Genomic DNA, 20,182 nt, shown 5'->3' with positions numbered 1-20,182 from the left:
GCAAACGAAAAGACTCATCCGATATGAATAAAAAATCGACTTTAGGGTTGACGCGCTTCATGGAGTGCGGTACTAATTTGTTAACTTAATTATGTGGAAAGCTTAACAACTATGTCAGCTCATTTTTCTATCCTGCTTAGCCTCCTCCTGATCGTGACCAGTTCGCGCGGGTAGGCTGTGGAAGAAAAATAACCACACCAATTTCTAAGAACCCGCATGAGAATGCGGGTTTTTTTATATCTAAATACTGGAAGTAAACGATTCACTTGCGCGAAAGTGCAGAAATCAGGAAGGAAGCAAACATGAACGATCAGGTCATTATATTCGACACCACATTGCGTGATGGCGAGCAAGCGTTGTCAGCAAGCTTGACGGTTAAAGAAAAACTGCAGATTGCCTATGCGCTGGAAAGACTCGGCGTTGATGTTATCGAAGCTGGCTTCCCAATCTCTTCACCAGGTGATTTCGAGTCTGTACAAACCATCGCAAAAAACATAAAAAACAGTCGAGTTTGTGCCCTTTCGCGTGCCGTTGCGAAAGACATTGATGCTGCCGCTGAAGCCTTAAAAGTGGCTGACCAATTCCGTATCCACACGTTTTTAGCCACTTCCACCATTCACGTAGAAGACAAACTACGCCGCAGCTACGACGATGTACTAGAAATGGCAGTCAACGCCGTTAAACATGCACGTAACTACACTGATGATGTCGAGTTTTCTTGTGAAGATGCTGGTCGTACTCCAATCGACAACCTATGTCGCATGGTAGAAGCCGCCATCAATGCAGGTGCGAGTACAATCAACATTCCAGATACCGTTGGCTACACCGTACCAAGTGAGTTTGGTGGGATTATTGAAACCCTATTTAACCGCGTTCCGAACATTGATAAAGCGATCATCTCCGTTCACTGTCACGACGATTTGGGGATGTCAGTTGCCAACTCTATTGCCGCCGTTCAAGCTGGCGCACGTCAGATAGAAGGCACGATCAATGGCATTGGAGAGCGAGCGGGTAACTGTTCACTTGAAGAGATCGCAATGATCATCAAGACTCGTCAAGAGTTTTTGGGCGTTCACACTGGCATTAAGCATGATGAAATTCACCGCACCAGTAAGTTGGTTAGCCAGCTATGCAATATGCCTATTCAAAGCAACAAAGCAATTGTGGGTGCAAATGCGTTTAGCCACTCTTCAGGCATCCACCAAGATGGCATGTTGAAGAATAAGAATACCTACGAAATCATGACCCCTGAGTCTATTGGCCTAAAAAACCAAGCTCTGAACCTAACCAGCCGCAGCGGTCGCGCTGCCGTGAAGAGCCATATGGATACCATGGGTTACAACGAAGACGAGTACAACCTAGACGCGCTGTATGCGGATTTCTTGAAACTTGCTGATCGCAAAGGCCAAGTGTTCGATTACGACCTAGAAGCCCTAATGCACTTCTCGAACTTGCGTGAAGAAGATGACTTCTACAAATTGAGCTACCTAAGCGTGCAGTCTGGCAGCGTAATGGCTACCACCAGCATCAAAATGCAATGCGGTGATGAAGAAATGTGTGAAGCAGCGGTCGGTAATGGCCCAGTTGATGCGCTATACCAATGTATCTACCGCGTGACAGGCTACGACATCGTTCTGGATAAATTCGACCTAACCGCGAAAGGTGAAGGTGAAGATGGTTTGGGTCAAGCAGACATCATTGCCAACTACAAAGGTCGCAAATACCACGGTACGGGTGTTTCCACCGACATCGTTGAGGCTTCCGGCCAAGCATTATTGCACGTTATTAACAGCATTCATCGTGCAGATAAAATCGAAGAAATGAAGCAGAAAAAGATTGCGACTGTGTAATAACAACCGGGCTACACGGCTCAGGAAAGAACACGCTCGTTGAAATAATTAAGCTCAAAATTAGAAAACTTAAAGGATTAACATGACAGACAAATCGTACAAAATTGCCGTCCTACCCGGTGACGGCATTGGCCCGGAAGTAATGGCGCAGGCACATAAAGTATTGGATGCAATCGAAAAGAAACATGGTATTGCGTTTGAGCGTGACGAGCATGATGTCGGTGGTATCGCGATCGACAATCACGGTTGTCCACTTCCAGAGAGCACAATAAAAGCATGTGAAGAGTCTGATGCAGTCTTATTCGGCTCGGTTGGCGGCCCTAAGTGGGAGCACTTACCACCAAATGACCAACCTGAACGTGGTGCCCTACTTCCACTACGCAAACACTTCCAACTGTTCTGTAACTTACGTCCAGCGCAAATTCACTCAGGTCTTGAAGCTTTCTCACCGCTACGTGCAGACATCTCGGGTCGCGGCTTTGACATCGTGGTAGTCCGTGAACTGACGGGTGGTATCTACTTCGGCCAACCGAAAGGTCGTGAAGGTGAAGGCGCAACAGAAAAAGCATTTGATACTGAGGTGTACCACCGCTTTGAGATCGAACGTATTGCAAAAATCGCTTTTGACTCTGCTCGTCTACGTCGCAAGAAAGTGTGCTCTATCGACAAAGCGAACGTTCTACAAAGCTCTATCTTATGGCGTGAAGTAGTCGAAGAAATCGCAAAAGACTACCCAGATGTCGAGTTGTCACACATGTACATTGATAACGCGACTATGCAGCTTATCAAAGACCCTGCTCAGTTCGACGTAATGCTGTGTTCAAACATCTTCGGCGACATCATTTCTGATGAATGTGCGATGATCACAGGCTCTATGGGTATGTTGCCATCAGCAAGTCTAAACGAAAGCAAATTCGGTCTGTACGAGCCAGCAGGTGGCAGTGCACCAGATATCGCAGGTAAGAACATCGCTAACCCTGTGGCACAAATCCTGTCTGCGGCACTGATGCTACGTTATAGCCTAGGTGAGGAAACGGCGGCACAAGACATCGAAACGGCAGTTTCAAAAGCGCTATCAGCGGGGGAACTAACGGGTGACCTTGCTGGTGACAACCCAGCACTTTCGACGTCTGAGATGGGCGATAAGATCGCTGAGTACGTCTTAAACTCTTAATACAAAACAGATTCATAATAAATACTAAATCCTCGGTCAACCAATGGCTTTCCTCTAAGTCATTGGTGCAATAGCAAGGCAGCAAGCCCATTTATATTAAGGCGTTTAGTTCGCTAAATAAGCTAAATAACTGGATAAACGGGTGTCGCTAACGCAGTTATTGCGGCAACGGCGATGAGGAAAGGAAGCAAACAATGGGCAAAACATTATACGAAAAAGTCTACGACGCACACGTTGCCGTCGCAGCAGAAGGGGAAAACCCAATCTTGTACATCGACCGTCACTTGGTACACGAAGTGACGTCTCCGCAAGCATTTGACGGCTTGCGTGAAAAAGGTCGTAAAGTGCGTCAGGTCAGCAAAACTTTTGCCACCATGGACCACAACGTTTCGACAACCACCAAAGACATCAACGCATCGGGTGAGATGGCTCGTATCCAGATGGAAACGCTATCGAAAAACTGTGAAGAGTTTGGCGTTACGCTTTACGACATCAACCATAAATACCAAGGTATTGTGCATGTTATGGGCCCAGAGCTTGGTATTACCCTACCGGGCATGACCATTGTTTGTGGTGACTCGCACACGGCTACACACGGTGCATTCGGCTCTCTCGCTTTTGGTATTGGTACATCAGAAGTTGAGCACGTATTAGCAACTCAAACGCTAAAACAAGCGCGCGCCAAAACGATGAAGATCGAAGTAAAAGGCAAAGTGGCTCCGGGTATCACGGCGAAAGATATCGTGCTAGCAATCATCGGTGAAACTACAGCAGCTGGCGGTACAGGCTACGTGGTTGAATTCTGTGGTGAAGCGATCACTGACCTTTCAATGGAAGGCCGCATGACCGTATGTAACATGGCGATAGAGCTAGGTGCGAAAGCCGGTTTGATTGCGCCAGATGAAACCACGTTCGAATACATCAAAGGCCGTAAATTCTCACCTCAAGGTGCCGACTTTGATGCAGCAGTAGAATACTGGAAGACATTAAAAACGGACGATGATGCTCAGTTTGATGCAGTCGTGACGCTAAACGCAGCAGACATTAAACCACAAGTCACTTGGGGTACTAACCCAGGCCAAGTGATCGCGGTAGATCAACCTATCCCAGCACCAGAAAGCTTTGCCGACCCAGTAGAAAAGGCATCGGCAGAAAAAGCATTGGCTTACATGGGCCTAGAGGCAGGCAAGTCATTGTCTGATTACAACGTCGATAAAGTCTTCGTTGGTTCTTGTACTAACTCACGTATCGAAGACATGCGCGCAGCCGCTGAAGTAGCGAAAGGTCGCAAAGTCGCGCCTCACGTTCAAGCGCTGATCGTTCCTGGCTCTGAGCAAGTAAAAGCGCAAGCAGAAGCGGAAGGCTTGGACGTTATCTTTAAAGAAGCGGGCTTTGAGTGGCGCCTACCAGGTTGCTCGATGTGTCTAGCAATGAACAATGACCGTTTGGGCCCACATGAACGTTGTGCGTCTACTTCAAACCGTAACTTTGAAGGCCGCCAAGGTCGTGATGGCCGTACCCACCTAGTGAGCCCTGCGATGGCAGCGGCAGCAGCAATTGCTGGTCACTTTGTAGATATTCGTGAACTAGACTAAGGAGCAAACCAATGTCAGGCTTTAAACAACACACAGGCTTAGTTGTTCCTCTAGATGCAGCGAACGTTGATACTGATGCCATCATTCCAAAGCAGTTCCTACAAAAGGTCTCCCGCCTAGGGTTTGGTAAGCACCTATTCCATGACTGGCGCTTCCTAGACGATGCTGGCGAACAGCCAAATCCAGAGTTCGTGATGAACGCACCTCGCTACCAAGGCGCGTCTATCTTGCTGGCTCGTGAAAACTTCGGCTGTGGCTCATCTCGTGAGCACGCACCGTGGGCACTAGCGGATTACGGCATCAAAGCGATGATCGCACCAAGCTTTGCCGATATTTTTTACGGCAACTCGATCAACAACCAAATGGTGCCAGTTCGTTTGACTGAACAAGAAGTGGATGAAATCTTCCAGTTTGTTGAGGCAAATGAAGGTGCAGAAGTCGAGGTCGACCTAGAAGCGAATGTCGTTCGTGCCAACGGCAAAGAATATGGTTTTGAAATCGATTCGTTCCGTCGTCATTGCTTGCTAAACGGTTTGGACAACATTGGCCTAACCCTTCAACACGAAGATAAGATTGCTGAGTACGAAGCGAATATTCCAAGCTTCTTGCGTTAAGACGCGTTAGTAAATACACAAATCAAGGGCTGGCAATTGTCGGCCCTTGATTTGTTTTGGGTGACTGATCTCATATCGCTTTGCTTACGGAATGCCGAACGCCTCTGTTGAAATTCGTCATCCTGAACAGCGACGAAGGAGCGTGATTCAGGATCGACTACCAGAGCGCACTGTACAGATTCATACTGTCTTTACTCAAGAGTTTGTGGATATTAGATTCCTGATATCGCTTATGCTCCTCGGAATGACAGCGAATAAAGGCCACTGATTACTGAAAGAAAACAAGCACTAAACTGGTCTACACTATCAACAATATCTCATTCAAAGGTATCTCTATGAAGCGTCTGTTATTGCTGTTGTGTGCTCTGGTTTCTTTCTCGACATTGTCCGCGCCTAAATCCGACTTATGGCCATATTGGAAACAATCGAATCAAGCCAACCAAACCCAAATTTCTCATCAAGAATGGCAACAACTGCTCGATACTTATTTAGTTGAACAAGGCGAGAATACCTTGTTTCGTTATAGCCAAGTCTCCTCTGTCGATAAAACTAAGCTGAAACAATACATCCAGCGTTTGGCAAAACTAGACCCTCTACAATACAACCAAGCAGAGCAATATGCCTATTGGGTAAACCTTTACAACGCCATCACGGTAGATCTTATTTTGGATAACTATCCAGTCGAATCAATCACCAAGCTAGGTGGTTTATTTAGCTTTGGTCCTTGGGGAGACGATGTGGTCGTGGTCAATGGGAAGGATCTAACTTTAAACGATATTGAACATCGAATTTTGCGTCCAATTTGGAATGACCCAAGAACGCATTACGCGGTTAACTGTGCCAGCCTAGGATGCCCTAATCTGCAATCTCAAGCATTCACTGCTGGCAACACGCAAGCTCTACTGGATAGTGCCGCCAAAACATTTATCAACAGCAGCAAAGGCGTATCTATCCAAGGTAACACGGCACAGCTGTCTTCTATTTATGATTGGTTTGCAACGGACTTTGGTGGAGAAAAACAAATCTTCAAACACATCGCAAAGTACGCACCGCAATACAAAAACTTCTCTGGCAAAGTGAAATACGAATACGATTGGGACTTGAATCAAGCCAACTAAACTGGGGGATGTGAGGTCAATTAGCATTAGGGACATAATAGGCCAAAAGCTAAAGACACCGGCAACTCAAAGACTAAGACATGAAAAAAAAGGGCACTGAGTGCCCTTTTTTACATCCAAATGTTTGATAGAAAACGTCCGACTACTTAAAGCCTTTAACCTTCTTAATAAGATCGTAAGCGTTTTGAATCTCTTGAGATTTCTCTTTCGCGACGTTCATCATCTCTGGTGGTAAACCTTTAGCCATCAATTTGTCCGGGTGATGCTCGTTCATCAGTTTACGATAAGTACGCTTAACGGTTTTACTGTCTGCATCTGAAGACACATCCAGAATTTTGTACGCGTCGGCCAACTGATCCGCTTGTGAAGCTTGTTGCCAGCTACCACCTGAAGATTGGCCTTGATGCTGACCATGAAAACCGCCCTGGCTTTGGAAACGAAATGCGGCTTCTTGCATTTGCAAACGACGCTCTAATTGCTCAGAAGAGAAACCCAAACCACGTGCAATCTTGTGTAGTACATTTCGTTCACTCGGGTGGATCGAGCCATCTGCAAAGGCCGCCGAGATTTGCAGCTCTAAGAAAAATTGCAACAAGTCAAAGCGACCAGCTGTCGAAATTTTCACACGAACAAGAACATCTTCTAACGGAAAGTCGCTGTCTTTACCTTCACGAAACGCGTCTTGCGCTGCGCGACGCTGTTCGCCATGCAAATTCATGCGGTCCATCATGGCTGAAGCCAGTTGGATTTCCTCTTTGGTGACTTGGCCTTTCGCTTTTGCCACATGTCCCATTACCGCAAACGCCGCTTTAAAAAACTCTTCTTGGCGCTGAGCTTGACTTGGCCCTTTTCCAAAGCCGCCAGTAGAGAACCCGGCTTGACTCAAGCGACGTGCTTTATCGAATTGATGGCCAATAAATAAGCCAAAGAGTAAACCTAGCGGCCCGCCAAGTAACAAGCCAAAAAAGGCACCCAGAATTTTGCCAAAAATATGCATTATGTGTTCTCTATCAATGAATTTTTATCGACGACGGCGGTCTTATAGTGCCGGATGCAACGATTTCCTTTATGATAATGGAATTAGTTTTATTTCGGCTAGGCCATTTCGCCTGCTTATCTTTGCAGCTATTTTGTCGTCATTATGCCACAGTGAATCAATACGCTGGGATAAATGCGACTATAGTTGATTCATTTGGCTATTACGCTAGGGTACAACAAGCCCTATAGCCATCGAGTAGTAGTGACACAGGAAAGTTCAATTCAATGCAACATTTCTCCCGCACATTTTTAGCGGCCTCTATCAGCACCGCCTTGTTTGTACCCACCACTCAAGCTGAAGCGAATATCCATGATAGTGTGCAGGAAATGCCCGCCACAGATCAATGTTTGGTCGATACAAGTGGCGAGGAGGACGCTCTTAATACCCCAGTAGTGGTAGAAGCTGACACCCTGCAAGCCATCAATGGTGACAAAGCTCAGTACTCAGGTAATGTACAAGTCACCCAAGGCCAGAAGAAAATTACCGCAGATAGCGTAACGCTGCACCAACAAGACAACGTCGTGGTTGCCGAAGGCAACGTGACTTTCAATGACGGCCAAGTCAAAGCTCGATCTGATCGTGTTACTAACGACATTAATCAAGATACGTTTTCACTTGAGAACACCGATTATCAGTTCCTTTGCCAACAAGGCCGAGGCACTGCAGCCTATATCGCTCGCACAGGTCAGTCGGTTTATGAACTCGAAGACGGCTCTATCACATCGTGCCCTCAAGGCGATAATTCATGGCGATTGGTTGCGTCAGGCATCGATGTTGACCAAGATGAAGAGACAGCGACGCTGCACCATCCTCGATTTGAAGTGTTAGATGTGCCTGTTTTCTATGTGCCGTATCTAACCATGCCAATTGGAGATACGCGCAAAACGGGTTTCCTCTTCCCTTCTTTATCGTATGGTTCTAGTGATGGTATGGAAGTCGAGGTGCCATTCTATTGGAACATCGCGCCTCAATATGACATGACACTCACCACGCTCTATATGCAGCAACGTGGTACAAAACTCGATACTGATTTCCGCTACCTAACAGATGGTTGGGGAAATGGGGAAATCAAAGGCGAATACCTCAATAGTGATCGCAAATATCAGGACGAGTCTCGTTGGGGCTACCAAGTTAAACACGACGGTATCATCAATAAACAGTGGATAGTCAAAGTCGATTACTCAAAAGTGAGTGATATTGATTACTTCCTCGATCTCGACTCCGACATTGGTAACCGTGAAGATGGTCAACTGGTTCAAGAAGGACAAGTACAATATCGTTCTGACTTCTGGGATGCCTCGTTAACCGTTCGTGACTTCCAAATCTTATTGAAAGAAGAGAACCGCCCTTATCGCCTGCTTCCTCAGTTAGACTTGAACTACTACACGCCGTTGTGGGGAGACTACCTTAACTTTGACGTGAAGAGCCAAGTGAGCCGCTTCGATACCAGCGATGCTGCGCGACCAAATGCGACCCGTGTTCACATTGAACCAGGGCTTACATTACCACTCTCAAACTCATGGGCAACGTGGACAACAGAAGCGCGTGTGCTCTCTACGTATTACTCTCAAGACTTAACGGGTTTGACAGATGTAAACTTGCAAAACCAGTTGGATGATGAAGTTTCTCGTGTTATTCCTGAGTTCCGTACGCATGCGCAACTTTACTTAGAGCGAGATACAAGCTGGATCAAGGGCTACACACAAACACTGGAGCCTCAGCTACAGTACTTGTACGTACCTGAAGAAGATCAAACCAACATCTACAACTACGATACCACCTTGCTACAAACCGACTACTACGGGCTATTCCGCAGTCGTAAGTACAGTGGCATTGATAAAATCGCCTCGGCGAACCAGTTAAGCTACGGTGCGAGTACTCGCTTCTTTGATGATGACTATAAAGAGCGTCTTAACGTTTCATTTGGTCAGATTTACTACTTCGATAAAAAGACCAAACTGAGCAACAGCCCAAATCTTCCGGATGAGACCACCAATTACTCATCATGGGCGATTGAAGCTGATTTCAACTACAACGATTACTTGTTCTATCACGGTGGAATTCAATACGATATTGATTTGAGCTCCATGCAGTTGGCAAACAGTACCTTGGAATACCAATTCAACGGCGGCTTTATTCAGGGTAACTATCGCTACGTTACGCGTGAATACATCGAAGATACGATCATTCTCGAAAACCTAGACACAATTACTCGTAAAGGTATTTCTCAAGCAGGTATTGTAGCGGCCTACGAGTTCAACCCGAACTGGTCTGCGAGTGGTCAATACTACTACGACCTCAATGAAAATGCGGACCTAGAATGGTTAGCGAGCCTACGTTACCAATCTGACTGTTGGTACATTGGCGTCACTTACTCAAACCAATTGCTTGGTTGGGAAGACCAAGCTATCGGCAGCACCGGGGCATCACCTGAATACGAAAATAACTTCAGCGTTAACTTCGGTATTCAAGGCTTTGCGACCAACCAGCGTGAAGACACTGCTGTCAAAGAACTGGATGGTTCTGACAACGCGATTAAGTACGGCCGCCCATTCTATCTGAACAATTAATCAAAATAGGCGTCTTAAATGAATAAGACGCCTATTCAAAAATACTGACGGAATTTTAAATGAAAATTTGGAAATCAATCTTATTCACGACCCTACTCTCTTGCGGAGCGGTTGCAGCACCAGTAGAGATCGATAAGGTTGCGGTCATCGTGAATGACGGTGTAGTTCTACAAAGCGACATCGAAACAGCGATGAAAACGCTGCAAGCCAACGCTCGTCAAAGTGGAAAGAGCTTACCTTCTACCAGCGTGTTAAAAGAACAAGTCGTTGAAAAACTTATCATTGATACGTTGCAAGGCCAAGAAGCAGACCGTATTGGTGTGCGTATTGACGACAACCGTTTAAACCAAGCGATTGCAGAGATCGCACGTAATAATGAGCAATCGGTAGAACAACTCGCTGCTTCTGTAGAAAGTGAAGGTTTAAGTTACCCAGAATTCCGCGAACAAATTCGTAAGGAAATCGCCGCATCAGAAGCTCGCAATGCACTGGTTCGTCGCCGTATTAATATCCTTCCAGCAGAGGTCGATAGCCTTGCTGAGCAACTATCACAAGAAACCAATGCGACTGTTCAATACAAAATTGGACACATTCAACTGCGCTTCTCTGACGATAAAGAAAAGTCAGCTGTAGAAGCAGAAGCTAAAGCGCTCGCGAAAAAGCTAAACGAAGGTGCAGACTTTACGGAGATGGCCTACACCTACTCAAAAGGTCCTAAAGCTTTACAAGGTGGTGACTGGGGCTGGATGCGTAAAGAAGAGATGCCAACCATCTTTGCTGATCAGATCAAGATGCAAAACAAAGGCAGCATTATTGGTCCTTTCCGTAGTGGCGTTGGTTTCCACATCCTAAAAATAGAGGATGTAAAAGGCCTAGAAACGGTTGCGGTAACGGAAGTAAATGCGCGTCATATTTTGATTAAACCAACCGTGATTCTGAGCGACGAAGGGGCGAAGAAGCAACTGAATGAATTTGTACGCCGCATCAAAGCCGGTGAAGCAACGTTCGCTCAATTGGCAACACAATACAGTCAAGATCCTGGCTCGGCAGCACAAGACGGTGAACTAGGTTATCAAACACCAGATCTTTACGTGCCAGAATTTAAGCACCAAGTAGAAACTCTGCCAGTTGGCTCAATCAGCGAACCGTTCAAAACCGTTCACGGCTGGCATATCGTTGAAGTGTTGGATCGTCGCCAAGTTGACCGCACTGACTCAGCGATGAAGAACAAAGCTTACCGTATTCTATTTAATCGTAAATTTAATGAAGAAGCGGGCGCATGGATGCAAGAGCTACGCGCAAGTGCGTTTGTTGAAATCGTGGATGACAACAATGACAACTAATACAATTCGTAGAATTGTCGTAACCGCAGGGGAACCTGCGGGTATCGGCCCAGACTTAGTGCTTGCCCTATCGAAAGAAGATTGGGCGCACCAAATTGTCGTCTGTGCCGATAAGAATATGCTGACGGAGCGAGCCAAGCAGCTTGGCATCGAAGTCCAACTGTCTGATTACAATCCAGAAGAAGCACCTAAAGCACAAAAAGCGGGCACGCTTATCGTTGACCATATCCAAATATCAGAACCTGCGGTCGCAGGCGAGCTCAATGAAGCGAATGGCCACTATGTACTAAAAACGCTAGAAAGAGCGGCTTTAGGCTGTATGAATGATGAATTTGATGCTATTGTCACCGGCCCTGTTCATAAGGGGGTGATTAATCGCGCAGGTGTTGCATTCAGTGGTCATACTGAATTTTTCGCCGAGAAGTCACAAACGCCGCTAGTCGTAATGATGCTAGCAACGGAAGGACTACGCGTGGCGCTGGTTACAACACATATTCCTTTAGCTTATGTGTCCAAAGCTGTCACCGAAGAGCGATTAGAAAAAATCATCGATATTCTTCATAAAGACCTTGTAGAAAAGTTTGCTATCGCACAACCAAACATCTACGTTTGCGGGCTTAACCCTCATGCTGGCGAAGATGGCTGCTTAGGTCGTGAAGAGATCGAAACCATCACTCCGACACTGGAAAAAATTCGACAAGAAAAAGGTATCAACCTGATCGGCCCTCTGCCGGCTGATACCATTTTCAATGAAAAATATTTAAATGATGCTGATGCTGTTTTAGGCATGTACCATGATCAAGTGTTGCCAGTATTAAAATACAAAGGCTTTGGTCGTTCAGTAAACATTACTCTTGGTCTACCTTTTATTAGAACATCGGTGGACCACGGTACTGCATTAGATCTGGCAGGGACAGGTCAAGCGGATACAGGGAGTTTCCGAACAGCGCTCACGCATGCGATAGATTTGGTAGAGAAGAAACAATGAGAAATGATGTCCATTTAGGACACAAAGCGCGTAAACGTTTTGGTCAAAACTTCCTGAACGATCCATACATTATTGATGGAATCGTATCAGCGATTAACCCAAAACCAGGTCAAAACCTGGTTGAAATCGGTCCTGGTCTTGGTGCAATCACTGAGCCAGTAGGTCGTGAAGTAGATAAGTTCACAGTTATCGAATTAGACCGCGATCTGGCGGAACGCCTACGTACTCACCCTGAACTGGCAGATAAGTTGACCATCCATGAGGGTGACGCTATGCGTTTTGACTTCACTCAACTAGTGAAGCCAAACAACAAGCTGCGCATTTTTGGTAACTTGCCATACAACATCTCTACACCATTGATGTTCCACCTTTTTGAGTTCCATAAAGACATTCAAGACATGCACTTTATGCTGCAAAAAGAAGTGGTAAACCGCTTAGCCGCCGGCCCTGGCAGCAAAGCTTACGGCCGTTTGACGGTAATGGCTCAGTACTACTGTAAAGTGGTACCAGTACTGGAAGTACCGCCAACGGCATTCGTTCCACCACCGAAAGTGGATTCTGCCGTTGTTCGTTTAGTGCCTTACGAAGAGCTGCCATGCCCGGCGAAAGATCTGCGTTTGCTCGATCGCGTTTGTCGTGAAGGCTTTAACCAACGTCGTAAAACAGTTCGTAACTGCTACAAATCGTTGTTAAGCACAGAAGTACTAGAAGAGCTAGGTGTTAATCCAAGCATGCGTCCAGAGAACCTGACGCTAGAACAATTCGTCGCAATGGCGAACTGGCTTGCGGATAACCCGCAGCACTAAGAACTCAAACAATGAGCCAAACCCTTGTAGGTTTGGCTTATTATTATTGGGATATTACGTTTCTGAGGAGTGCACATGGACGTCATTCAACCTTGCATCAAAATTCAAGTTCACACCAAATACATCGAAGAACAGTCCAACCCAGAGCTACAACGCTACGTTTTCGCTTATATCATCACCATCAAAAACCTTAGCCAGCAAACCGTACAGTTAGTGAGCCGCCGCTGGCTAATCACAGACTCGAATGGCAAGCAAATGACGGTTGAAGGTGACGGAGTGGTAGGCCAGCAGCCCTTTATTCCAAGCAATGATGAATACACGTACAGTAGCGGAACCGCGTTAGAAACCCCTGTCGGCGTTATGCAAGGACACTACAAAATGCTGGATGAGAAAGGGCAAGAGTTCATCACCGAAATCGAACCATTTCGCTTGGCTGTTCCAAATGTTTTAAATTAGTAAATTGGAGATTCAGTGGCTACCTATATTGTTGGTGACATCCAAGGCTGTTTTGATGAATTGCAGCGACTACTAGAAAAAGTATCTTTCTCTGCGAAAAAAGACCAACTTTGGCTTGCTGGTGATTTGGTCGCCAGAGGGCCTAAATCACTAGAAACGTTACGCTTTGTGAAGTCACTTGGCGCAAGCGCAATCGTCGTGCTTGGTAATCACGACCTTCACCTTCTTGCAGTGGCTCACGGGATAAAAAAGGTCAAAGACAAAGATAGAACCGCACCTATTTTCACGGCCCCTGACAAAGAGGAACTACTGACATGGCTAGCTCAGCAACCTCTATTGGCCGAGCATGACGAGTTCGTGATGTGTCACGCTGGCATATCACCGCAGTGGAATCTAAAAACAGCGAGAAAGTGTGCCCGTGAAGTTGAGCGCATCATCCAAAGTGAAGAGCTGCCTTGGCTATTAAAAAACATGTACAGCAATCAACCTGATTCCTGGGATGACTCTCTACAGGGTTTGGACCGATACCGTTATATTATCAATGCTTTTACGCGGATGCGCTTTTGTTTCCCTGATGGTCGTTTGGATATGGATTGTAAATTGCCACCGCAACAAGTTTCCGGTAACGAACTTATTCCATGGTTTGATGTGCCTAAACGTATCCACTTAAACAAAGCGGTGCTCTTTGGGCACTGGGCTGCACTACAAGGCTATATGAACAACGAAGTCATCGGGCTAGATACTGGCTGCGTTTGGGGCGGAAGCCTAACCATGATCCGTTGGGAAGATAAGAAAATTTTTACTCAGGATGCGTTAAGTTAAACACTGAATAACAGTCGATAATCCATAGTAGGAAGAATACTTGTCACTTAACACCTCCTGTAGGGTCATTCCAACGAGCCTTAACGAGACTAGGAATCTAATATCCTCGCGCTGCGAATAGATAGAAATACCTTTGACAACAAAGTACTCGTATAGAGGCTCCTGAATCTCGCTCTTTCGTCGCTTTTCAGGATGACGGTAGGTTGGAATGTCCGCTCGCTGTTATACGAACGGCATTACCGTATTAACTACGCGGTGTTAATCTCGAATTACTTTTCTAACACAGTAAAGCGCATGTTGTAGGCGTTCTTCTCATCGGCTTGATACATTTCTGAGTAAGTTTCCTTAAATTGATCTCCCCAGTCTGGGAACTGAGTATCACCATCAATCGCGGCTTCAATGTGTGTTACATACAGTTTATTGGCCATCGGCAGACAAGATGCGTAAATCGCACCACCACCAATGATCATCACTTCTTCCACGTCACCAGCCACGTCCAAAGCTTGCTCAATCGATGTTACGGTAGTGACGCCTTCGATCTTTAGTGTCTCATCACGGCTGATAACAATATTCAAGCGACCAGGTAAAGGGCGACCAATAGACTCATAGGTTTTGCGTCCCATCAAAACCGGTTTTCCCATGGTACAACGCTTAAACCAAGCGAAATCGGCGGGAAGATGCCAAGGCATTTGATTGTCTTTGCCAATGATGCGATTGTCGGCCATCGCGGCAATCATACTAATGATCATGTTAGGTCCTTATACAATTGGTCTGCGGCGATAGAATAACAGCCCTGGAACCGCAAGACCAACAGCTAAACCTGCAATAATAAACATGGCCTTAAGAAAGTTTTCCATACAGGTTGCGACAAGCTCGGGTGAGTAGCCAACATGATTGATCTCTACCATAGCGATCATTGCTTTGTACGCAAACACACCCGGCACCATCGGGATCAAAGCAGCCACAGTAAACACTTTTGGATGCGCGAGAAAACGGTGAGACCAGTACACACCAATCATCCCAACTAACGTCGCGGCAAAAAAGGTTGCCCACTCAATAGGAATGCCAAACTGCATCATCAAGTAGCGGCTACCATGACCAATCGCACCACCAACAGCGCAATACACTAAAGCTCTTTGTGGCACGTTAAAAACCAATGCAAATCCTACGGCGGGAATCGCCGCAAAAAACATGTCATTCAACAGGCCAAACATCAAATCAAATAAACTCATTAGATAGCCCACCCCCAAATTCCAGTTACACTCATCGCAGCAACGATCCCCAAACATGTCGCCAACGTTAGTAAACTAGCCATCACAAATCGAGCAATCCCCATATTAATGTGGCCTTTCAACATATCTGCGACAGAGTTAATGAGTGGGAAACCAGGTACAAGCATTAATACTGACGATGCCATTGCTACGGTAGGTAGATTACCGATTTGGTAAATTTCCGCCTGTGCTGAAATTAAGGTAGTCACAAAAGCGGTCGCAGCAAAGTTCAATAGAGGGTTGAAATGACGATGACCAATTTCTTGGCGAACGATCATGCCACCAGCTGAAGCTAAAAAGGTCATGATGAAGACTCCCCAATCACCACCAGCTAGATGACTGAATGCCGCACAAGACAAGCCAATCATAAACACCACCAACCAGCGGTTATAACGCTCTGGACTGATAGCGTTCAGCTTTTTCTGCGCCATGGTTGAATCGAGCAAACCACGTTCCATCATGATACAGATTCGTTGAATTTGCGTAATAACGCGCATATTGATGCCACGATCAGCGCAGCTTCGGGTGGTGGTGATGCAATGCCCATCCATTACCGTCGTCACAACCAATGCATTAGCTGATAGTGCTACCGCAACTTCATTCACCCCACAAGCAAGGCCAATACGACGCATAATATCGCTCACAAGAGTACTTTCAGCACCATGAGCAAGTAGCATTTGTCCGGCTTGGGCGACAAGACGAGAAATCGATCGTTGAGTAGATACCGCCAACTCTCTAGGCGGTATGGTTTCTAGAGTCATAAATAAGTCTAATTCCTTTTAGGGTGTTACTCATTCATACGCGCGAGGGCCAAACTAACCCTCAAAAAACACGACGTATCGGTTATTGTGCCGTAAATCACATCACCTAAATATGATTTAGATACAAAAAAAGCCGCAATAGATAATTGCGGCTTAATGAATTATAGGCAAACAGGCATTGTTTGACCGTTCTGATTAGTCACGAACGTAGACAACGTGACCGTCATCTTCTTCATCGTCCCAGTCATCCCAATCGTCGTCGTCATCTTCAGTGATAACGTCTTTACCCGCCATCGCATCTTTATGGTAATCATCCCACATGAAGTTAACTTTATCTTCTTCAGCCACTTCTTCCTCTTCGCGAGGTAGGTTATCCATAAAGTCAGCCAGTTTGTAACAAAGCTCTTTAGTACCGTTACGATTGATCGCCGAGATCTTAAAGTACTCGTCTTCCCAACCTAGTGCGTCTAAGATTTCTTGGATCTTCTCATTCGCTTCTTCTTCAGGCATTAGATCAACTTTGTTGAACACTAACCAGCGCGGCTTACTTGCCAGTTTTTCGCTGTATTGTTCTAGTTCATCAATGATCGTCAATGCATTTTGCACCGGATCGGACTGATCAATTGGCATAATATCGATCATGTGCAGCAACACTCGACAACGCTCTAAGTGCTTCAAGAATCGAATACCAAGGCCAGCGCCATCTGCTGCACCCTCGATCAAACCAGGGATGTCTGCAACAACAAAACTTTTCTCTGGTACGACACTTACGACACCCAAGCTTGGGATCAAAGTCGTGAATGGGTAATCAGCGACTTTCGGTTTTGCTGCTGATACTGCGCGGATAAAGGTTGATTTACCAGCATTAGGTAGACCAAGCATACCCACATCAGCAAGAAGCAATAGCTCAAGGCGAATTTCGCGTACTTCACCCTTTGTACCCAATGTTCTCTGACGAGGCGCGCGGTTTACTGAAGATTTGAAACGCGTGTTACCTAGACCGTGCCAACCGCCTTTTGCGATCATCACTTTCTTACCGTGTTCAGCAACTTCCGCCACGATTTCATTTGTGTGGATATCCACAGCGCGCGTACCCACAGGTACACGAAGAACGATGTCTTTACCACGCTTACCTGTACAGTTACCACCGCGACCGTTTTCACCACGCTCAGCTTCGTAGAAGCGCTGGAAACGGTAATCAATCAGAGTATTTAGGTTTTCATCAGCTTGGATATAAACATCACCACCGTCACCGCCATCACCGCCATCAGGGCCACCTTTAGTGATGAATTTTTCACGCCAGAAACTGACAACGCCACTACCGCCATCACCAGCCTGAACTTTTACTACCGCTTCATCTACGAACTTCATCTTTTACTCCGACTACTTCGTGCGTGGATTAAATCTTACTATGTCATCCGACAATTTTAGCAGATGACAGATCTAAGCTCCCAGATTCAAATCGCTTAGGATCTTAGCGAGAAACTTCGATATGTCGACTGCCACAAATAAAAAACCCCGCCGATTCGGCAGGGCTTTTGAATTCAGCTTAAAGCTATTAAGTAATTTGGTTAAAAACCTAATTACTCAGCTTCGATGCTTACAAACTTACGGTTCTTAGGACCTTTCACTTCGAACTTCACTTTACCTTCAGTAAGAGCGAATAGAGTGTGGTCTTTACCGATACCTACGTTGTTACCAGCGTGGAACTTAGTGCCACGTTGACGAACGATGATGTTACCTGCAAGTACAGATTCACCACCGAAACGCTTAACACCTAGACGTTTGCTTTCTGAATCGCGGCCGTTACGAGTAGAACCACCAGCTTTTTTGTGTGCCATTGTTAAACTCTCCTAATAGATTAAGCGTTGATACCAGTGATCTTCACTTCAGTGAACCACTGACGGTGACCCTGTTGCTTACGAGAGTGCTTACGACGACGGAACTTAACGATTTTAACTTTATCGCCACGACCGTGTTGTACAACTTCAGCAACAATTTTGCCGCCCTCTACAAGAGGAGCACCAACTTTGATGTCTTCGCCGTTAGCAACAAGAAGAACTTTATCAAATTCTACAGTTGCACCAGTTTCAACGTCTAATTTCTCTAAACGAAGAGTTTGACCTTCGCTTACACGGTGTTGTTTACCACCAGATTGGAAAACAGCGTACATATTTTACTCCGCTTTTTCCGCACAGCCTTTCTTGAGGGTGTGCGCTAAACTAATCATCAATAGGGCGCAGATTCTACAGAATAGATGCTCCTATGACAAGCCATATTTTGAAAAAATTGGCGAAAAGCTAATCGCCAAAGAAAAGTGCGGCAATCATGCCCTTTAGTAATGTATTAATCAACGTTTTTTAGTGTATTATTCGACAATTATATAAATCGAATAAGCCTTGCAGGGTCTAACTTCAGCCGGATATACGATGGATTTTAAAACTATCCAAGCGCTTACTGCCGATGACATGGCAAAAGTGAATGAAACAATTCAAGCCCAACTTAATTCTGATGTCTCTTTAATCAACCAGCTCGGTTTTTATATCGTGAGTGGTGGAGGCAAACGTCTAAGACCGCTTTTAGCGATACTGTCAGCCCGTGCACTTGGTTACCAAGGCAATGGTCATACAATGGCAGCTGCGTTTATTGAGTTCATCCATACAGCGACTTTGCTGCATGATGACGTGGTAGATGAATCAGACATGCGCCGTGGTAAAGCCACTGCGAATGCAGCATTTGGCAATGCGGCTAGCGTATTAGTTGGGGACTTTATCTATACACGCTCATTTCAGATGATGACGGAACTAGGATCCATGAAGATCCTTAAACTAATGAGCAATGCCGTAAACGTGATCGCCGAAGGTGAAGTACAGCAGTTGATGAACTGTAACGACCCTGACACGACAGAAGAAAGCTACATGCAAGTCATCTACTCTAAGACTGCGCGCTTATTTGAATCCGCAACTCAAATCGGTGCAATCTTAAATGATGCTCCTGAGCATGTGGAAATCGCAATGCAAAATTACGGTAAGTATCTAGGCACTGCGTTTCAGCTCATTGATGACGTCATGGATTACACTTCTGATGGCGAAGACATGGGTAAAAATGTGGGTGATGACTTGGCCGAAGGCAAGCCAACTTTACCTCTACTCCATGCTATGCGTAATACCACACCAGAAAACGCCATCATGATTCGTGAAGCGATTGAGAAAGCGAATGGCATGGATCGCTTAGAAGAAATTCTTGCGGTCATGAAAGAAGCAGGCTCTCTGGAATACACAACGCAAAAAGCTCTAGAAGAAGCAGACAAAGCAATCGCAGAACTATCAGTGTTGCCAGAGTCTGAATACAAACAAGCGCTTGTTACTCTGGCTCATGTCGCTGTACAACGCACGAAGTAATCAATAGCTACCCATAACGCAAGGCTTATAGCTAAAAGGAAGAGCATGCTCTTCCTTTTTTACGTTTGATACCTAATGACGACGCCCCGAGGCGCTAGTAATATCTGTCACTACCGCCATGCAGTTGTGGATCATCTTCTATTTCATCAAAGCTAACGGCGAGCTGCTGTTCAGTCCCTTGTTTGGACAATAATACTGTCTCTGCTTCATGATCGACCACTAATATCGTACCGACGCCTTGTTGGCACTCAACAACCATGCCTTTACGGATTCGACTCGCTTCCATCATCTTCTCCTTCACTACGTGGTTTTATTCGACCATTTTTACGAAGTTGAGAAATCAAGGATCAAAAAAGCCGATCAAAATGATCGGC

20 protein-coding genes are annotated in these 20,182 nt (G+C 45.8%); 12 read left to right on the top strand and 8 right to left on the bottom strand.

All coding sequences use genetic code 11. The annotated features are described in order from the left end of the window. Positions 1-302: 302 nt before the first annotated feature. The 5 genes from leuA to N646_RS12575 all read left to right on the top strand — a co-directional run bounded on the left by leuA (position 303) and on the right by N646_RS12575 (position 6,351). A complete protein-coding gene (gene leuA, locus N646_RS12595) occupies positions 303-1,850 on the top strand; it encodes a 2-isopropylmalate synthase (RefSeq protein ID WP_005379685.1) in 1,548 nt (515 codons plus the stop codon). Between the two features lie 82 nt (positions 1,851-1,932). Then, a complete protein-coding gene (gene leuB, locus N646_RS12590) occupies positions 1,933-3,024 on the top strand; it encodes a 3-isopropylmalate dehydrogenase (RefSeq protein ID WP_017820268.1) in 1,092 nt (363 codons plus the stop codon). Between the two features lie 194 nt (positions 3,025-3,218). Continuing rightward, positions 3,219-4,619, top strand: a complete 1,401-nt coding sequence (leuC, locus tag N646_RS12585) for a 3-isopropylmalate dehydratase large subunit (protein WP_005379681.1) — start codon at positions 3,219-3,221, stop codon at positions 4,617-4,619. Between the two features lie 11 nt (positions 4,620-4,630). Further along, positions 4,631-5,233 carry a 3-isopropylmalate dehydratase small subunit gene (gene leuD, locus N646_RS12580; RefSeq protein ID WP_005383071.1) on the top strand — a complete coding sequence of 201 codons (603 nt, stop codon included), beginning with the start codon at positions 4,631-4,633 and terminating at the stop codon, positions 5,231-5,233. Positions 5,234-5,568: 335 nt separating this feature from the next. Continuing rightward, positions 5,569-6,351, top strand: coding sequence for a DUF547 domain-containing protein (locus N646_RS12575; protein ID WP_017820269.1), 783 nt, complete (start codon positions 5,569-5,571; stop codon positions 6,349-6,351). A gap of 142 nt (positions 6,352-6,493) precedes the next feature. Here the strand turns inward: N646_RS12575 and djlA are convergent, their stop codons facing one another. Then, complete coding sequence (gene djlA / locus N646_RS12570; RefSeq protein WP_017820270.1) at positions 6,494-7,348, bottom strand: co-chaperone DjlA; 855 nt, start codon at positions 7,346-7,348, stop codon at positions 6,494-6,496. 266 nt (positions 7,349-7,614) lie between these two features. Here djlA and lptD point away from each other — a divergent pair, with 266 nt between their 5' ends. From lptD to apaH, 6 genes are all read left to right on the top strand, one after another. Continuing rightward, on the top strand, positions 7,615-9,960 hold the full coding sequence (gene lptD / locus N646_RS12565; protein ID WP_005379673.1) for an LPS assembly protein LptD: 2,346 nt from the start codon (positions 7,615-7,617) through the stop codon (positions 9,958-9,960). A 59-nt stretch (positions 9,961-10,019) separates the two neighbouring features. Beyond that, entirely contained in the window at positions 10,020-11,303 is a 1,284-nt protein-coding gene (gene surA / locus N646_RS12560) for a peptidylprolyl isomerase SurA (RefSeq protein ID WP_005379672.1), read from the top strand. Beyond that, positions 11,293-12,291 carry a 4-hydroxythreonine-4-phosphate dehydrogenase PdxA gene (gene pdxA / locus N646_RS12555; RefSeq protein ID WP_005383085.1) on the top strand — a complete coding sequence of 333 codons (999 nt, stop codon included), beginning with the start codon at positions 11,293-11,295 and terminating at the stop codon, positions 12,289-12,291. Before surA ends, pdxA begins: the two co-directional genes overlap by 11 nt. Beyond that, complete coding sequence (gene rsmA / locus N646_RS12550; protein WP_005379669.1) at positions 12,288-13,097, top strand: 16S rRNA (adenine(1518)-N(6)/adenine(1519)-N(6))-dimethyltransferase RsmA; 810 nt, start codon at positions 12,288-12,290, stop codon at positions 13,095-13,097. Before pdxA ends, rsmA begins: the two co-directional genes overlap by 4 nt. A 75-nt stretch (positions 13,098-13,172) precedes the next feature. Continuing rightward, positions 13,173-13,553: a Co2+/Mg2+ efflux protein ApaG gene (apaG, locus tag N646_RS12545; RefSeq protein ID WP_005379668.1), complete on the top strand. Its 381-nt coding sequence runs from the start codon at positions 13,173-13,175 to the stop codon at positions 13,551-13,553. Between the two features lie 15 nt (positions 13,554-13,568). Next, entirely contained in the window at positions 13,569-14,375 is an 807-nt protein-coding gene (gene apaH / locus N646_RS12540) for a bis(5'-nucleosyl)-tetraphosphatase (symmetrical) ApaH (protein WP_017820271.1), read from the top strand. 269 nt (positions 14,376-14,644) lie between these two features. Here apaH and folA read toward each other — a convergent pair whose 3' ends face one another. From folA to rplU, 6 genes are all read right to left on the bottom strand, one after another. Next, positions 14,645-15,124: a type 3 dihydrofolate reductase gene (gene folA, locus N646_RS12535; protein WP_017820272.1), complete on the bottom strand. Its 480-nt coding sequence runs from the start codon at positions 15,122-15,124 to the stop codon at positions 14,645-14,647. A gap of 9 nt (positions 15,125-15,133) precedes the next feature. Beyond that, positions 15,134-15,607: a threonine/serine exporter family protein gene (locus tag N646_RS12530; protein ID WP_005379665.1), complete on the bottom strand. Its 474-nt coding sequence runs from the start codon at positions 15,605-15,607 to the stop codon at positions 15,134-15,136. After that, positions 15,607-16,407 carry a threonine/serine exporter family protein gene (locus N646_RS12525; RefSeq protein WP_005379664.1) on the bottom strand — a complete coding sequence of 267 codons (801 nt, stop codon included), beginning with the start codon at positions 16,405-16,407 and terminating at the stop codon, positions 15,607-15,609. The genes N646_RS12530 and N646_RS12525 overlap by 1 nt, the downstream gene beginning before the upstream one ends. Positions 16,408-16,602: 195 nt before the next feature. Beyond that, positions 16,603-17,778 (bottom strand): Obg family GTPase CgtA, encoded by a 1,176-nt coding sequence (cgtA, locus tag N646_RS12520; RefSeq protein WP_005383091.1) that lies wholly within the window; start codon positions 17,776-17,778, stop codon positions 16,603-16,605. 212 nt (positions 17,779-17,990) lie between these two features. Further along, complete coding sequence (gene rpmA, locus N646_RS12515; protein WP_005383095.1) at positions 17,991-18,248, bottom strand: 50S ribosomal protein L27; 258 nt, start codon at positions 18,246-18,248, stop codon at positions 17,991-17,993. A gap of 20 nt (positions 18,249-18,268) precedes the next feature. Further along, a complete protein-coding gene (gene rplU / locus N646_RS12510) occupies positions 18,269-18,580 on the bottom strand; it encodes a 50S ribosomal protein L21 (RefSeq protein ID WP_005383096.1) in 312 nt (103 codons plus the stop codon). A gap of 256 nt (positions 18,581-18,836) precedes the next feature. Here rplU and ispB point away from each other — a divergent pair, with 256 nt between their 5' ends. Then, entirely contained in the window at positions 18,837-19,808 is a 972-nt protein-coding gene (ispB, locus tag N646_RS12505) for an octaprenyl diphosphate synthase (protein ID WP_005383097.1), read from the top strand. Positions 19,809-19,902: 94 nt separating this feature from the next. Here the strand turns inward: ispB and N646_RS12500 are convergent, their stop codons facing one another. Next, positions 19,903-20,094, bottom strand: a complete 192-nt coding sequence (locus N646_RS12500; RefSeq protein WP_005379661.1) for a hypothetical protein — start codon at positions 20,092-20,094, stop codon at positions 19,903-19,905. Between the last annotated feature and the right edge of the window lie 88 nt (positions 20,095-20,182).

This window comes from Vibrio alginolyticus NBRC 15630 = ATCC 17749, assembly GCF_000354175.2.
GTDB lineage: Bacteria > Pseudomonadota > Gammaproteobacteria > Enterobacterales > Vibrionaceae > Vibrio > Vibrio alginolyticus.
This window is presented reverse-complemented; position numbering and strand designations above follow the sequence as displayed.